General features: G+C 64.5%; 13 protein-coding genes. 7 read left to right on the forward strand and 6 right to left on the reverse strand.

What is annotated here, in order from left to right:
* Positions 1–43: 43 nt before the first annotated feature.
* Positions 44–1,738 carry a Na/Pi cotransporter family protein gene (locus tag YY7_RS0132275; RefSeq protein WP_028166832.1) on the reverse strand — a complete coding sequence of 565 codons (1,695 nt, stop codon included), beginning with the start codon at positions 1,736–1,738 and terminating at the stop codon, positions 44–46.
* Positions 1,739–2,018: 280 nt separating this feature from the next.
* Between YY7_RS0132275 and YY7_RS0132285 the strand changes: the two genes are divergently transcribed.
* Together YY7_RS0132285 and YY7_RS0132290 are read left to right on the forward strand one after the other, a co-directional pair.
* On the forward strand, positions 2,019–2,264 hold the full coding sequence (locus YY7_RS0132285; RefSeq protein WP_028166833.1) for a PilZ domain-containing protein: 246 nt from the start codon (positions 2,019–2,021) through the stop codon (positions 2,262–2,264).
* Positions 2,265–2,428: 164 nt separating this feature from the next.
* The gene (locus YY7_RS0132290) at positions 2,429–3,256 is read left to right on the forward strand and encodes a tetratricopeptide repeat protein (protein ID WP_028166834.1); all 828 of its coding nucleotides are present in this window, start codon (positions 2,429–2,431) and stop codon (positions 3,254–3,256) included.
* A 13-nt stretch (positions 3,257–3,269) separates the two neighbouring features.
* Here the strand turns inward: YY7_RS0132290 and YY7_RS0132295 are convergent, their stop codons facing one another.
* The 5 genes from YY7_RS0132295 to metC form a co-directional block, all read right to left on the reverse strand.
* Positions 3,270–4,559, reverse strand: a complete 1,290-nt coding sequence (locus YY7_RS0132295; protein WP_028166835.1) for an AAA family ATPase — start codon at positions 4,557–4,559, stop codon at positions 3,270–3,272.
* Positions 4,556–5,290: a CpaD family pilus assembly protein gene (locus tag YY7_RS0132300; RefSeq protein ID WP_028166836.1), complete on the reverse strand. Its 735-nt coding sequence runs from the start codon at positions 5,288–5,290 to the stop codon at positions 4,556–4,558. The genes YY7_RS0132295 and YY7_RS0132300 overlap by 4 nt, the downstream gene beginning before the upstream one ends.
* Before the next feature lie 16 nt (positions 5,291–5,306).
* Entirely contained in the window at positions 5,307–6,758 is a 1,452-nt protein-coding gene (locus YY7_RS0132305; RefSeq protein ID WP_028166837.1) for a type II and III secretion system protein family protein, read from the reverse strand.
* A gap of 14 nt (positions 6,759–6,772) precedes the next feature.
* A complete protein-coding gene (cpaB, locus tag YY7_RS0132310) occupies positions 6,773–7,570 on the reverse strand; it encodes a Flp pilus assembly protein CpaB (protein WP_028166838.1) in 798 nt (265 codons plus the stop codon).
* A 205-nt stretch (positions 7,571–7,775) separates the two neighbouring features.
* Positions 7,776–8,969: a cystathionine beta-lyase gene (gene metC, locus YY7_RS0132315; RefSeq protein ID WP_028166839.1), complete on the reverse strand. Its 1,194-nt coding sequence runs from the start codon at positions 8,967–8,969 to the stop codon at positions 7,776–7,778.
* A 317-nt stretch (positions 8,970–9,286) separates the two neighbouring features.
* On the opposite strand from metC, the gene YY7_RS0132320 reads away from it, so the two are divergent.
* From YY7_RS0132320 to YY7_RS0132340, 5 genes are all read left to right on the forward strand, one after another.
* Positions 9,287–10,303 (forward strand): amino acid ABC transporter substrate-binding protein, encoded by a 1,017-nt coding sequence (locus tag YY7_RS0132320; protein WP_028166840.1) that lies wholly within the window; start codon positions 9,287–9,289, stop codon positions 10,301–10,303.
* Between the two features lie 18 nt (positions 10,304–10,321).
* Positions 10,322–11,524: an amino acid ABC transporter permease gene (locus YY7_RS0132325; RefSeq protein WP_028166841.1), complete on the forward strand. Its 1,203-nt coding sequence runs from the start codon at positions 10,322–10,324 to the stop codon at positions 11,522–11,524.
* Positions 11,524–13,047: an amino acid ABC transporter permease gene (locus YY7_RS0132330; protein ID WP_028166842.1), complete on the forward strand. Its 1,524-nt coding sequence runs from the start codon at positions 11,524–11,526 to the stop codon at positions 13,045–13,047. Before YY7_RS0132325 ends, YY7_RS0132330 begins: the two co-directional genes overlap by 1 nt.
* A gap of 11 nt (positions 13,048–13,058) precedes the next feature.
* On the forward strand, positions 13,059–13,799 hold the full coding sequence (locus YY7_RS0132335) for an amino acid ABC transporter ATP-binding protein (protein ID WP_028166843.1): 741 nt from the start codon (positions 13,059–13,061) through the stop codon (positions 13,797–13,799).
* A gap of 183 nt (positions 13,800–13,982) precedes the next feature.
* The coding region (locus tag YY7_RS0132340) for a transposase (RefSeq protein ID WP_028165613.1) at positions 13,983–15,072 on the forward strand (1,090 nt) is incomplete at its 3' end.

Consider the following 15,072-nt stretch of genomic DNA (forward strand, 5'->3'; position numbering starts at 1 on the left):
CTGAGGCGTCATTCGGCGGGGTAGGGCCTGACGCAGCGATCAACTACCGCGGCGTCGGCTGTGCCACGGTCGCCGGCAGCGCACCGACATCACTTTCGGTGCTGCGATCGGCGGCGAGTTCGCCGGCGGAGACGAGCGCGGTATAGGCGACCGAGCAGATGTGCGAATGGATACGGCGGAGGTCGCGCAGCACGTCGAGGTGCAGCGACGTGGTCTCGATGGTTTCGGGGCGGCCCTCGCGCAGGCGTTCGAGATGCCGCTCGGTGGCGGCGAACTCGGCGTTGCGCAGCGCGGCTTTTTCGGCAACCAGCTTGCGCGCCTCATTGACGTCGCCCGACATGAACACGCCGAACGCGATCCGGAGCGAGTCCAGCGTGCGCTTGTGGAAGGCCGAGAGCTCCTCGTTGCCCTCGGGCGAGAACTGCAGACGGCGCTTGATCTTCTTGGTGGCGAGCTCGCTCAGGTTCTTGTCGATGATGTCGCCGATATGTTCGAGGTTGATCGCAAACGAGATGATCTCCATCGCGCGCTGGCCTTCGCGCTCGTCGAGACTGCCGCGGGTGAGCTTCGTGACATAGAGCTTGATCGCCTCGTCGAGGCTGTCGACGCTGTTGTCCATCCGCGATACCTGGTCGACCAGCACCCGGTCGCCCGTCATCATCGCCGCCATCACCTTGCGCAGCATCTCTTCGACGATATCGCCCATGCGCAGTGCTTCGCGCGCGGCGTCGGCGAGCGCAAGCGACGGCGTTTCCAGCGCGCTCTCGTCGAGATGGCGCGGCCGGGCCGGATCGGTATCCCGGATGCGGCGAGGCAGCAGCATTCTGAGCAGCCGTGCCAGACTGTCGAGCACGCCAATGAAGAGAACCGCTGTCGCGACATTGAAAGCGATGTGGAACATCGCGGTTGCCTTGGCGAGATCGGGCTGGAAAGCGTACAGATGCGCGGCGACCGGACCGAGGAACGGGGCGACCACGAGGATGCCGATGACGCGATTGATGAGATTGCCGAGCGGCAACCGGTAACTCGCCGGATCGTCGCGCCGCGCGCCTTCGAACAGCGGATTGATCGCGCTGCCGAGGTTGGCGCCGAGCACCAGCGCGAACGCCGCATAGGGCGTGATGAACTGCGAATAGGCGAGCGACATCACCAGGAGCACGCTGGCGACGCTGGAATGCACCAGCCAGGTGACGGCGGCGCCGATGAAGATGCAGAGCACGGGATCGCCGGTGATCGCATTCATGACGACGCGCACGCCGGGCGCATTCTCCGCCGGCGCCAGCGTGTCGAGGAGGATGTGCAGCGCCAGCAGCATCAGTCCGAGCCCGATCGAGACGCGGCCGATATCCTTGATGCGCGAGCGCGGCCCGCTGCGGAACGCGACGAGCCCGATGATGAAGAGGAGCGGGGCGATTGCGGCGATGTTGAACGACAGGATCTGCACGATCAGCGTGGTGCCGACATTGGCACCCAGCATGATTGCCAGCGCCGGAACCAGGCTCACGAGCCCTTCGGATGCAAACGAACTTGTGATCAGGGCGGTGGCGGTCGAGCTCTGAAGCAGGGCGGTGAGGCCGAGGCCTGCGCCGAAAGCGGTGCATCGGTTGTTCAGCGCTTTTGCCAGCAGGATGCGCAGATCCGGCCCGAATGCGCGCAGAATCCCGCTGTGGACCATGTGCAGGCCCCACAGCAGCAGTGCCACGCCACCCATCAGATCGAGGAGAACCATGCTTCCCATGCTCGTCAGTTTCCTGGAAGTCCGGACAAAGGGTCAGGCTATCGCCAAACGACGGCGGATCAACCCATTTGTTCCCAAGGAATGGATGCGGGAGTTCATCTGTGCCAGTGCCCCGTTTGCCCGAGATTACGTCATTTCGAGGAAAAGGCCCGCAGAGCCGGTAAATGGAATCTGAAGCCCACAGTTCAACTGCGAGCAGTCCCGCTAGCCGGATTCCAACGATTTCTCGCTACAGCAGAAGAACAAACGGGCTAATCAATGAGCAGGGGCCGGGGTCGACATGTTCGTCAATCGACGTAAGAGCGAGCGTCGTCTGTGCAGGAGTCTCGCCAAGATCCAGTTCGGCACCGGCACCCTGCCGCGGGACTGCATGATCACTGATATCTCCGATGGCGGCGTCAAGGTGATCGCCGAATATGCGGAAATTCCCTCTGAGTTCACGATCATCCTGTCGAACGGCAGCCCGCGCCAATGCCGTCTCGCCTGGCGGATCGGCTGCGAGTTCGGCGCACAGTTCGTCGATTAGACTGCAAGTTGTGCCGCTGTCGATGATGCCTGTCGTCGGTAGCAACAAAGGCGCGAAGATGGTTCGATATCGGGTCGAACATCCTGTGTAGCGCGCCTCCTTAACCCGGATTTAGGGTTAAGCTGCGAAGCATTCTGGGCAATCGCCGACCGTGGTCAGGGTACATGTCCCAGAAGTTGCTTCACCGATCTTCCGCCGCAAGGCTCCTCGTCGGCGCGGCAGCATCGGCGGCCCTGGTGCTGGCGCTTAGCGGCTGCCAGACCTCCCTCCCTTCCGACATCACCGGATCGCTCGGCGACACGGCCGAGGACAGCCGGCCAAGCGCCGACCCGCGGCGGGACCTTCAGACCTATCACGAGCGCTTCAAGGCCAATCCGAAGGACGCTGCCGCAGCCTTGCAATACGCCAAGGCCCTGCGCGCCACCGGGCAGCGCGCGCAGGCGGTCGCGATCCTCGAGCAGGCCTCGATGAGCCAGCCGAACAACAAGGCGCTGATCGCCGGCTATGGGCGCGCGCTCGCCGACAACGGCAATTTCCAGCAGGCCTTCGACGTGCTCGGCCGCGCCCACAGCCCGGATGATCCGGATTGGCGGATTCTGTCCGCGCAGGGAGCCGCGCTCGATCAGCTCGACCGCCACGACGAGGCGCGGCAATACTATGCGAGCGCGCTCAAGATCGCACCCGACGAGCCGTCGGTGCTGTCCAATCTCGGGCTGTCCTACGTGCTGTCGAAGGAATTGCCGCTGGCCGAGGAGACGCTGCGCAAAGCCCGCAGCCGCGCGCCGAACGATCAGCGGATCAAGGCCAATTTGGCGCTCGCAGTCGGCCTGCAGGGCCGCGCCGGCGAGGCCGAGAGCATCGTGAAGGCGGATGTGCCGCCCGAGGAAGCCGTCGCCAATGTCGCCGCATTGAAGCGTGTGCTGGCCCGCAAGGAAGGACCGCGGGGAGGTACCGAGAAGATCCCAGTGGCGGCGGTCGGCAGCTCCGATTGACGCGCGGTGCCTACTAGGCTGAGGCGCCTTTCGATCGGGCGCCGACCGCGCGCAATTTCTTCATGATCGGTGACAACAGCGAATTGCGCTGGGCCCTTGTGTCGGCGCGCCCGGTCATCCGCTGCGCGATCTGCAGGAACGTCTTGGCGATGCGATGATTGGAGGCGATCTCCGCGATCATCTGGCCGTTATTGGCGGCGGTGCCGAACAGTTTCGAATCGAATGGAATGGTGGCGATCGGCTGGCTGTCGATGGTCTTGGCGAAGGCGCGCACCTCGATCTCCGGCCGCTTGGTCATGCCGACCTGGTTGAGGCAGTAGAGCGGAGGACGGTCGTTGGGCCGCGCCGCCTTCAGCGTGTTCATCATATTCTTGGTGTTGCGCATGTTGGCGAGATCGGGCTCGGCGACGATCAGGATGTCGTCGGCGCCGATCAGGGCGCGGCGGGTCCAGGCGGTCCATTGGTGGGGCACGTCGAGCACGATGCAGGGCGTCGTCATGCGCAAGGTGTCGAAGATGGCATCGAACGCGTCGGCGCCGAAGTCATACACTTGATCCAGCGTCACCGGCGCCGCCAGCAGGCTGAGATGGTCGGTGCATTTGGCAAGCAGGCGCTCCATCAGCGCGCTGTCCGGGCGCTCCGGCTGGAACACCGCATTGGCGATGCCCTGGACCGGGTCCTGGTTGTAATCGAGGCTGGCCGTGCCGAATGCGAGGTCGAGATCGATCACGACCGAATCAAGCCCGACGTCGCGCGCGATCGCCCAGGCGATGTTATGCGCGACCGTGGACGCGCCGACGCCGCCCTTGGCGCCGCAGACCGCGATCATCCTGCCGACAGTGATTGCCTCGGACGCCGAGAACAGGCCGCAGATCGAGCGCACCACGTCGAGCACCTCGACCGGGCCGACCACATAGTCGTTGACGCCGCGGCGCACCAGTTCGCGATAGGGCGCCTTGTCGTCGGCCCTGCCGATCACGACGACGCGGGTGCCGGCGTCACAGACGGCCGCGAGCTCGTCGAGGCCGGCGAGGAAGTCGCTGCCGCTCTCGGTCTCGAGCACGATGACGTTCGGGGTCGGTGCCGTATGATAGGCGTCGATCGCCGCAGCGATGCCGCCCATATGCACCGAGAGATGCGCCTTGGCGAGACGGCGGTCCTCGCTCGCGGCCTTCACGGTTGTCGCGGTTGCCACCGTCGCGCAGAACGCCTGCACCGACACGCGCGGGGCAGGAGCGATATAGTCGTCGGCATGCGGCGCGGCCTCGGTCTCGTTATCAGGATGTTGTGCGCGGCTGATCATTTGCCTGTGTCGCTGAGCTTGGCCTTGTCGGCTTCGGGGTAGGTAGTGGTGGTCGAAACACCCTTGCGGTACCTCTCGAACGCCACGTCACGCCGCGGCGAGTAGGCTGGCGTCTCGGCGCGGGGCTGCTCGAGGTCGGCGGGATTGTCGATCATCGCCGCCAGGTTGCGCTGGCTCGCGCAACCCAGATTGTAGTACGGCCTGTTCTGGTTGTAGCCGAAATCGTCGATCGAGGGGCCGAGATCCTCTGGCCACAACCCGCAAGGACCCGCGACGGCGGCGATCTTCGGATAGCTCAGACGGATCGTCGCCAGGGTGCGCGGATCGTCGGGATGATAGTTGCGCAGCGTGATGGCGCGCGCGGGCACGCCGCCGGCCGTGAGCAGCGAGCGGATTTCCTGGTAGGTCGCGCCGGCTGTCCGCGCGTTCTGCGTATCGACCGGCACTTCGGCGATGATCGCGCCGGTGCCTTCGCGGGTCCAGGTTCGCGCCAGTCCCATCACATCGGCGCGCTGCGGGGCGGTCAGACCGGGCCGGTCGTGTCCGACAAAGATGACCATCGAGCGATCGGCTTCGGTGACGGCAATCGGATGCCGCAAACGGTAGTCGTTGGGAACGCTCGCGGTCGTGAGCTCGTCGCCGCCGCTGCGGCAGGCGGCAAGCGCAACCGACACACCGACAAGGGCGCCCAGCCGGTACAAGGTGCGATGGTGATCTGCTCTGCCCGTCATCGTTGCGCCCCCAAGCTCAGTCAATGATGAAGCCGAAATTGGCGGGATAGGCTCCGACCGGCTCGGCGCGGGCCGCCACGCCGTAGATGCGGTTGATGCGGGCGAGCAGCGTCGATTGCGAGTCGGCGGCAGGCGCGAACCCGTCATCGGGCCGCGACAATTCCTTCTGGGCCACCGCACGCACGACATAGGGCGTGACCAGCACTATCAGCTCGGTCTCGTTGTTGACGAAGTCCTGGCTCCTGAACAGCGCGCCGAGGATCGGCAACTGGTCGACGCCGGGCATGCCGTTGATGGCCTGCTTGGTCTTCTGCTGGATCAGGCCGGCCATCGCCATCGAGCCGCCGGAGGGAATCTCCAGCGTGGTCTCTGCGCGGCGGGTGGTGATCGAAGGAATGGTCAGCGACGCGCCGCCCTGGTTCAGCGTGATGGCGTTGTCGGTGGAGAGCTCGGACACTTCCGTCATGACGCGCAGGCTGATCCGGCCCTCGGTCAGCACCACCGGGGTGAAGTTGAGGGAGATGCCGAACTTCTTGAACTGGATCTGGGTCGTGCAGACATGCGTGACCGGATCGCAGGAATAGCCGGCGGGGATCGGAAATTCGCCGCCGGCGATGAAGGTCGCCGATTCCCCGGAGATCGCGGTCAGGTTGGGCTCGGCCAGCGTCCGCGCCACACCCGCGCTTTCCATCGCACGCAAGGTGGCGGTGACGGTCGGGAGGCCCTTGGCGACCGCCGAGACGGCGGCGCCATTGTCCGCCACCAGCGGGCGGCCAAAGGCCGTGAACGGGGTGGAGTTGTTGAAGTTCACGATCGCCGTGCCGTAGTTCATGTTGGCCGAAAGATCGACGCCCATCTGCTTGACGATGTCGCGCCGCACTTCGGAAACATTGACCTTCAGCATCACCTGGTCGCGGCCGCGCACCGTGATGGAGTTGACGACCTTGTCGGCGCCGCCGACCAGCCGCGCCGCGAGGTCGCCGGCCTGCTGCGCCTCGATCGGAGACGACACCGAGCCGGTCAGGATCACGCCGTCGCCGACCCCTTCGATCTGGATGCCCGGCAGCGTCTGCTTCAGCGCGGCGCGCACGCCGTTGAGATCGCGCTTCACCGCGATGTCATAGGCGGCGACCTGCTGGCCGTCGGCATCGAAGAACACGACGTTGGTCTGCCCGACCGCCGCGCCGATGATGTAGGCACGCTGCGCGGAGCGAACGACCGCGTTGGCGATCTTGGGATCGGCAACCAGCACGTCCTTCACGTCGCGCGGCAGGTCAATGATCACGGATTTGCCGACGCCGAGCGCCAGGAATCGGGTCTTGGCCGGCGAACTCGCAACCGGTTGCGCGCCTTCGGTCTCGGGATCGGCGGCAATGACCGGCGAGAGAGTCAGTGCGGCCGCGGCCGAAAGCAAGAGGATGCGGACCAGCGAAGACCGCACCGCAAATCTGGTTCGACCGCATTTCATGGCAGGCGTCCTTCTCACTTCTGTGTCGTTGTCGAGCTCGGGACGCCGTAGCGAACCACGTTGATGCTCTGGCCCCGCTTCGGGGGCTGATCTTGTGAGGCGTTGTCGGCCACGTTGACGTCGGCGATGCTGCGTAGCGCGAGCGACAGGACGCCGGATTGGCGCGACCGCGCCAGCGTCTCGGTCTGCTCGGGCTTCAATTCAAGCGTGACGGTCTTGCCGAGCAGGGAATTGGCACCGTCTTTTTCTTTCGGCGCCTGGTCGATGGCGAGCACGCGGATATTGCTCAGGATGATCTCCGAACGGACGAGATCCGCGCTGTGCTGGTCCGGGTTCTTCTCGCGCTTGCTGAGGATGATGTCGACGCGGTCGTTCGGCAGGATGAAGCCGCCGGCAGCAGTCTCTGCCGAGATTTCCGTCGAGACGGCGCGGCTGCCTGAGGGCAGGATTGCCGCCATGAAGCCCGATCCGTCCGCCTTGACGAGCTTCTGCTCCCGGATCGGCTCGCCGGCGATGAGCGGCGCGCGCGCGATAGAGCCGATCACGTCCTTGATGGCATCTGGCCTGTTGTTACGGCGGATGAAATTGTTGCTTGCGGTCGCAGCCGGCCAGGCCTGCCATTGCAGGTTCTCCTGCTTGACCGACTGCCCGAGGCCGATGTCGGACTGCGCGACCAGAACTTCGACGGTCGCCAGTTGCTGCGCGACCGGCGCGGCCGGACCAGGCTTGGTCTCGAACTGGGGAACCAAATAGACCACGCCACCGCCAGCACCAAGCGCGATGGTCAGTACGACGATCTGTGCGGTCTTCATACGCTTGACTGCTTACGCTTACCCCAGACTGCCAACGCAGCACGGCGATGGCAGCCCAACCCGGGAGCATGACTAAGGCAGCAAAGGTGTAAGGGAACTTGATGAGCGGGATGATTTGCCTGACGAGGATTGGAGTTCTTCGTCATGGTGAACGCGCGGTTATTTGGCCGCGCCGAAAGCCCGCAAAATTCCGGTACTTGCGCGCTTACATCGCCGCCTTGAGCGCCGCAAAGCCACGATCGAGATCGGCCTTGAGGTCGTCGATGCTCTCGAGGCCGATATGGAGCCGCAGCGTCGGGCCGCCCGGCGCCCATTTGGTCGCCGTGCGATAGTCGCTGCAGTCGAAGGGGATGACCAGGCTTTCGAACCCGCCCCAGGAATAGCCCATGCCGAACAGCTTGACGGTGTCGAGCAGGGCGTCGACTGCTTTCTGTGGAGCCGGCTTCAGCACGATGCTGAACAGCCCGCAAGCGCCGGTGAAATCGCGCTTCCAGATCGCGTGGCCGGGATCGGTTTCGATCGCAGGGTGCAGCACCCGCGCCACTTCCGGACGTGCCTGCAGCCAGCGCGCCATCTCCAGCCCCGAACGATAATGCTGCGCGAGCCGGACCGAGAGCGTGCGGAGGCCGCGCAGCGCCAGATAGACATCATCGGGCCCGGCGCAGACGCCGAGCAGGCGGATGCCCTCGGCGAGCAGCGGCCACGCCCGGGCATTCGCCGAAATGGTGCCGAACATGATGTCGGAGTGCCCGCCGATATATTTCGTCGCGGCCTGGATGCTGATGTCGACGCCTTGCTCCAGCGAGCGGTGATAGAGCGGCGTTGCCCAGGTGTTGTCGTCGATCACGAGCGCGCCCCGCGCATGCGTGACGGCAGCGATGGAAGGAATGTCAGGCATCTCGAAGGATTGCGAGCCGGGCGCTTCGACCAGCACCGCGCGGGTGTTCGGCTTGAACAGCGCTTCGATGCCGGCACCGATCAGCGGATCGAAATAGGTGGTCTCCACCCCGTAGCGCGCCAGCATGCCGTTGCAGAAATTGCGCGAGGGGCGATAGACGTTGTCGCAGACCAGGAGATGGTCGCCAGCCTTGAGCACCGACAATAGTGCCGTGCTGATCGCCGCGAGGCCAGACGGCGCCAGTCCGACGCCGGCGCATTGCGGCCCCTCCAGCCCCATCAGCACGTCCTGCAGCGCCCGTGTCGTCGGCGTGCCGTGGCGGCCATACTGATACTCGCCGCGATGGGCATGGAGGTCGTCCGCGGTCGGATAGAGCACGGTGGAACCATGGACGACCGGCGGATTGACGAAGCCCTTCTGGGCCTCGGTGTCCCGGCCCGCGGTCACCAGGCGGGTTTCGGGCTGTTGTGGGGGGAACGGTCCGTCGTTGGAAAAGCTCATGCGCTCGCCGTTAAAGACTTTTTGCCGCAGCAGCCATGACGCGTCGGAAGAAGCGGGCCCGGGCCGGGTTTTTAATAACAGGACAGGGAAGAGCCACGTCAACCCCTTGACCCGGCTCGCCAGTCACTATGTGATGCGCCCAACTTCTAGTCGCCGCACGTTGAGGGGCCTGCCGCGACCTTCGATCCAACGCTTGGCTGATTGGCACGCAAGATGCAGGCCAGATCGGCGATTCGCGGGGATCATCGGTCGGTCCGTTAACGTTTGAGGCGACCGCACGCAAAACCTTCCCGGACGACCCCTTGAAAGGCCCTGCCATGAAACGCGTATCGCTGGTTCTCACCCTTGCCCTTGCCGCCGGCCTCTCGGCGCAGGGGGCTTCGGCACAAACCCTCAAGACCGTCAAGGATCGGGGCATGCTGTCCTGCGGGGTCAGCCAGGGCCTGCCGGGATTCTCGTCCCCCGACGACAAGGGGAACTGGACCGGACTTGATGTGGATGTCTGCCGCGCAATCGCGGCGGCGATCTTCAACGATGGCACCAAGGTCAAGTTCGTGCCGCTGTCGGCGAAAGACCGTTTCACCGCGCTGCAGTCCGGCGAGATCGACGTGCTCTCGCGCAACACCACTTGGACGCTGTCGCGCGATACCTCGCTCGGCGCCAACTTCACCGGCGTGACCTATTATGACGGGCAGGGCTTCCTGGTGAAGAAGTCGCTGAAGGTCAATTCAGCGCTGGAGTTGAACAGCGCCTCGGTTTGCGTGCAGACCGGGACCACGACTGAGCAGAACCTCGCCGACTACTTCAAGGGCAACAACATGAAGTATGAGGTGATCGCGTTCGCCTCTGCCGACGAGACTGTGAAGGCCTATGAATCCGGCCGCTGCGACGTCTTCACGTCCGACGTCTCCCAGCTTTATGCCGAGCGCCTGAAACTCGCCAATCCCGCCGACCACGTCGTGCTGCCTGAGGTGATCTCCAAGGAGCCGCTCGGCCCAATGGTCCGCCACGGCGACGACCAGTGGTTCGACATCGTGAAATGGACGCTGTTTGCGATGGTCGATGCCGAGGAGCTCGGCGTCACCCAGAAGAATGTCGACGAGATGGCCAAATCCGACAAGCCGGAGCTGAAGCGCGCCTTCGGCACCGACGGCAATCTCGGCGAACAGCTCGGCCTGACCAAGGACTGGTTCGCACGGATCGTGAAGGCGACCGGCAATTACGGCGAGGCGTTCGATCGCAACGTCGGCGCGGGCTCGAAGCTCGGCATCGCCCGCGGCCTCAACAACCTCTGGAACAAGGGCGGTATCCAATACGCGCCGCCGATCCGCTGATCCGACAGGCGTGCGGCGATGGCCATCGAGCCCCGGAAACCACCGTCGCAGTTTGTGCTCAAGCTGCAACGTGCGCTTGGCGGCCGCGCAGGGTGGGGAGGATTCGTCCTCCAGCTCCTGTTCGTCGCCGTGCTCGCCTGGATCTCCTATGAGATCGTAGCCAATGCGCGCGCCAACCTGCAGGCGCAGCGGATCACCGCGGGCTTTGGCTTCCTGCAAAACACCGCTGGCTTTGACGTCAGCCAGAGCCTGATCCCGTATACGGGCTCGGACACCTACACCCGCGTCTTTTTCGTTGGACTGGTAAATACGCTGCTGGTCTCGGTGATCGGCGTCTTCTTCGCCACCGTGATCGGCTTCATGGTGGCGCTCGGGCGGCTGTCGCCGAACTGGCTGTTGTCGCGGATTTCCGGCGCCTACGTCGAACTGGTGCGCAATCTGCCGATCTTGTTCCAGATCCTGTTTTGGTATCTGGCGGTGCTCGCGGCCCTGCCCAGTCCGCGGCAGAGCGTCTCCGTATTCGGCATGTTCTTCCTCAACAACCGCGGCTTGGTGATTCCAAGGCCGATCGGCAATCCTGGCTTCGAGCCGTTTGTCGTGGCGGTCTTGGTTGCGATCGTGGCGGCGCTGGTGCTCTGGCGCTACGCGCGGCGGCAGCTCTACCAGTATGGCAGGATGATCACGACCTGGCCCTACCTGCTCGGCCTCCTGATCGGGCTGCCGCTGGTGACGTCGCTGATCTTCGGCGCGCCCGTGACCTTCGAGATGCCGGTGCTGAGGGGCTTCAATTTCGCCGGCGGCGCGCGGCTGATTCCGGAGTTCGTGGCGCTGACGCTCGCGCTGTCGACCTACACCGCCGCTTTCATCGCCGAGATCGTGCGCGCCGGCATCCTGTCCGTGCACAAGGGACAGATGGAGGCCGGCTCCTCGCTCGGACTGCACCGCGGTGAGGTGCTGCGGCTGATCGTGATTCCGCAGGCGATGCGCGTGATCCTGCCGCCGCTGACAAACCAGTATCTCAACCTCACCAAGAACTCCTCGCTTGCGGTCGCGATCGGCTATCCCGACCTGTTTTCGGTGTTCGCCGGAACGACGCTGAGCCAGACCGGCCAGGCGATCGAGATCATCGGCATCACCATGGGCGTCTATCTCCTGATCTCGCTGGTGACGAGCGCGATCATGAGCTTCTATGGCTGGCGGATCAGTCGGAGCATGGGCTGATGAGCGATATCGCCGTTTCCAATTTCGTCCGCGAGGAACTCGTTCCGCAGCGGCCGGCGCCGGTGAAGACCACGGGTCTCGTAGGCTTCCTGCGCACGCGGCTGTTCAATTCGCCGACCAACATCCTGATCACGATCGTCAGCGTGCTCCTGCTGTGGTTCGTGCTCGTCCCCACGGTCAAATTCTTGTTTGTGGATGCGGTCTGGACCGGCAAGGACCGCGCCGCGTGCCTGGCCGAGAATGTCGGGCATCCGGTCGGCGCCTGCTGGCCGTTCATCCAGGCCAAGCTCAGCCAGTTCATCTATGGATTCTATCCGGAGCCGGAGCGCTGGCGGGTCAACCTGACGTTCTTCCTGGCGGCTGTGCTCCTGCTGCCGCTGTTGATTCCTCGGCTCCCGGCCAAGGGCATCAATGCCAGCCTGTTCTTCCTGGCTTTTCCGGTGGTGGCGTTCTTCCTGCTGCGTGGCGGCGGGCTCGATGGTTTTGCCGTGAGCTGGGTCACGTCGCTATTGTCGGGCTTCAACGACAGCATCGGCGACGGCGGGCGTAAGCTCGCGGCAGCCGGCGAAGCCTCCGCCGTGATCGGGCCGGTGCTTTGGGGACTCGGAAAGCTGATCGTTCTGATCAGCACGGTGATCTCCTGGGTGCTGTTACCCCTGCAATGGCTGCGCGACCAGATCCAGAGCGGCGGTCAGCCGGTCTGGACTGATTTTGCGCTCACTGCCGCGATCGTCTCGCTGCTGCTGTTCTTCCTCGGCGGCGGCTTCCGCACCGGCTGGCGGCCGCTGGCCGTCAGTCTCGCGACCTTCGCCGGGATTGGTCTGGTGATAGCCGTCATGAAGCTCGACCGCGGCGGCTTCCCCGTGGTCGACACCAGGCTATGGGGCGGCTTGCTGGTGACGCTGGTTGTCTCGGTGACGGGCATCGTCACCTCGATGCCGGTCGGCATTGCGCTGGCGCTCGGCCGACGCTCGACCATACCCTTGATCCGTATCTTCTCGATCGCCTTCATCGAGTTCTGGCGCGGCGTGCCGCTGATCACGGTGCTGTTCTTTGCGACCTACATGCTGCCGCTGTTCGTGCCGACCGGCTTCACCATCGACGGTCTGGTGCGCGCGCTGATCGGCATTGCGCTGTTCGCCGGCGCCTATCAGGCCGAGGTCATCAGGGGTGGGCTGCAGGCGATCCCGCGCGGGCAGGGGGAGGCGGCAAGCGCGCTCGGCCTGTCCTGGTGGAAGACGACGGCGCTGATCGTCCTGCCGCAGGCGCTGCGCCACGTCATTCCCGGCCTCGTCAACAGCTTCATCGCGCTGTTCAAGGACACCTCGCTGGTGTCGATCGTCGCGCTGTTCGACCTGCTCGGCCAGTTGCGCGCTTCCTTCAGCGATCCTACGTGGGCGACGCCGACCACGGCTTTCACCGGCTTTGCCTTCACCGGGCTGATCTATTTCGTCTTCTGTTTCGGCATGTCGCGCTATTCTCTGTTCGTCGAGAACAGGCTGAACGCGCACCGGCGCAACTGAGTGAATTCGCCATGAGTTCGAATCCGATCGTCAGCATCAAGGACCTCAACAAGTGGTACGGCGAGTTCCACGTGCTGCGCGACATCAATCTCGAAGTCGCTCGCGGCGAGCGCATCGTGATCTGCGGCCCTTCGGGCTCCGGCAAGTCGACGCTGATCCGCTGCATCAACGCGTTGGAGGAGTTTCAGGAAGGCGAGATCATCGTCGATGGCATCGAGCTTGGTCCGAACTTGCGGCGCGTCGACGAGGTCCGGCGCGAGGTCGGCATGGTATTCCAGAGCTTCAACCTGTTTCCGCATCTGACGGTGCTCGAAAACTGCACGCTGGCGCCGATCTGGGTACGCAACATCCCGAAGAAGGACGCGGAGGCCTCCGCGATGAAGTTTCTGGAGCGGGTGAAAATCCCGCATCAGGCCAGCAAATATCCGGGCCAGATGTCGGGCGGCCAGCAGCAGCGCGTCGCGATCGCGCGTGCGCTCACGATGAATCCGAAGGTCATGCTGTTCGACGAGCCGACCTCGGCGCTCGATCCGGAAATGGTGAAGGAGGTCCTGGACACCATGGTCGACCTCGCCAAGGAAGGCATGACCATGCTGGTCGTCACCCACGAGATGGGATTTGCCCGCGAGGTCGCCGACCGCGTCATCTTCATGGACGCCGGCCAGATCATCGAGTCGAACACGCCGAAGGAATTCTTCGCTCATCCGCAGCACGCGCGGACGAAGCTGTTCCTCAGTCAGATTTTACGGTGACTGTCTCCCTCATGGTGAGGAGCGCGCGATAGCGCGCGTCTCGAACCATAGAGCCCGTGGCCCATCCTTCGAGACGCGGCCTTGCGGCCACTCCTCAGAGCGTGGGAATCTTTAGGCAATGAGCATTTGCCACCGCGGCGGTGCTGTGATTCGATTGCATTGCGCGCGAGGCAGGGGCTGACGATGGCTGACGAGCAACTGTTCGAGGGATTACCGAAGCAGGAAAGACCGCAGGCCGAGGGGCGCGGTGCGCTGCGGCTGCGGGTGCCGGAACGCAGTCAGATCGGCATGCAGGTGGCGGCATTGGACGATCTGATTTCGGAGGATCATCCGGTCCGCTCAGTTTGGGCATTCGTCGAGGGGCTCGATGTGTCGGCGCTGCACGAGGTCATCAAGGCGCGCGAGGGTCAGCCTGGACATCCGCCAGCAGCGCCGGAACTGATGTTGGCGCTTTGGCTGTGGGCCACGGTCGATGGGGTGGGCAGCGCCCGCCAACTGGATCGGCTGTGCCGCGATCATCTGGTCTATCGCTGGTTATGCGGCGGGGTGTCGATGAACTATCACAGCCTGTCGAACTTCCGGGTCGCGCATATGGCAGTTCTGGAGCGGCTTCTGGCGCAGGGCGTCGCGTCGATGGTGGAAGCTGGCTTGGTGTCGCTCGACACGTTGGCGCAGGATGGCTTGCGCCTGCGCGCTGAAGTCGAGACGGATCCGGCGGCTGGCGACCGTCGCCAGCGCGCGGCCAAGGAGCGTGGCGCCCGCGAGCGCGAGGCGCGGATCGCGGCGGCGCAGGCGCGCATGAAGGACCTGGAGGCCGAGCGGGAACGGCGCGAGAAGACCAACAAGAAACAGGTGGCCAAGCAGAAGGAGCCGCGCGCTTCGACCACCGATACCGACGCGCGGGTGATGAAGATGGCCGATGGTGGGTGGCGCCCGGCTTATAACATGCAGATTATATCGACGCCGGAACACCAGGTGATCGTTGCGGTCGACATCGACACCAGCGGCTCGGATCGCGGCCTGGCGCAACCGGGGATCGAGACGGTGCACGCTGAAGGCTATGAGCCCTCCAACTATNTGGTCGACGGCGGCTTCACCAAGAACGACGACATCGAGTGGGCCCACGCCAAAGATATCAAGCTGTGGTGCCCGGCGGGGCAAACCAAGCACGGCACGGACCCTTATGCGCCGAAGCAGGGTGACGGTGTCGGCGTCGCGGATTGGCGTGAACGCATGCAGAGCGAGGACGGTAAGGCATTCTACCGACTGCGCG

The organism is Bradyrhizobium elkanii WSM2783 (assembly GCF_000472865.1).
GTDB lineage: Bacteria > Pseudomonadota > Alphaproteobacteria > Rhizobiales > Xanthobacteraceae > Bradyrhizobium > Bradyrhizobium elkanii_A.

Coding starts and splice junctions, on each gene's coding strand:
- YY7_RS0132320 (WP_028166840.1), top strand. CDS start 9,287: ATGAAACGCGTATCGCTGGTTCTCACCCTTGCCCTTGCCGCCGGCCTC.
- YY7_RS0132275 (WP_028166832.1), bottom strand. CDS start 1,738: ATGGGAAGCATGGTTCTCCTCGATCTGATGGGTGGCGTGGCACTGCTG.
- YY7_RS0132330 (WP_028166842.1), top strand. CDS start 11,524: ATGAGCGATATCGCCGTTTCCAATTTCGTCCGCGAGGAACTCGTTCCG.
- YY7_RS0132305 (WP_028166837.1), bottom strand. CDS start 6,758: ATGAAATGCGGTCGAACCAGATTTGCGGTGCGGTCTTCGCTGGTCCGC.
- YY7_RS0132325 (WP_028166841.1), top strand. CDS start 10,322: ATGGCCATCGAGCCCCGGAAACCACCGTCGCAGTTTGTGCTCAAGCTG.
- YY7_RS0132335 (WP_028166843.1), top strand. CDS start 13,059: ATGAGTTCGAATCCGATCGTCAGCATCAAGGACCTCAACAAGTGGTAC.
- YY7_RS0132295 (WP_028166835.1), bottom strand. CDS start 4,559: ATGATCAGCCGCGCACAACATCCTGATAACGAGACCGAGGCCGCGCCG.
- cpaB (WP_028166838.1), bottom strand. CDS start 7,570: ATGAAGACCGCACAGATCGTCGTACTGACCATCGCGCTTGGTGCTGGC.
- YY7_RS0132285 (WP_028166833.1), top strand. CDS start 2,019: ATGTTCGTCAATCGACGTAAGAGCGAGCGTCGTCTGTGCAGGAGTCTC.
- YY7_RS0132300 (WP_028166836.1), bottom strand. CDS start 5,290: ATGACGGGCAGAGCAGATCACCATCGCACCTTGTACCGGCTGGGCGCC.
- metC (WP_028166839.1), bottom strand. CDS start 8,969: ATGAGCTTTTCCAACGACGGACCGTTCCCCCCACAACAGCCCGAAACC.
- YY7_RS0132290 (WP_028166834.1), top strand. CDS start 2,429: ATGTCCCAGAAGTTGCTTCACCGATCTTCCGCCGCAAGGCTCCTCGTC.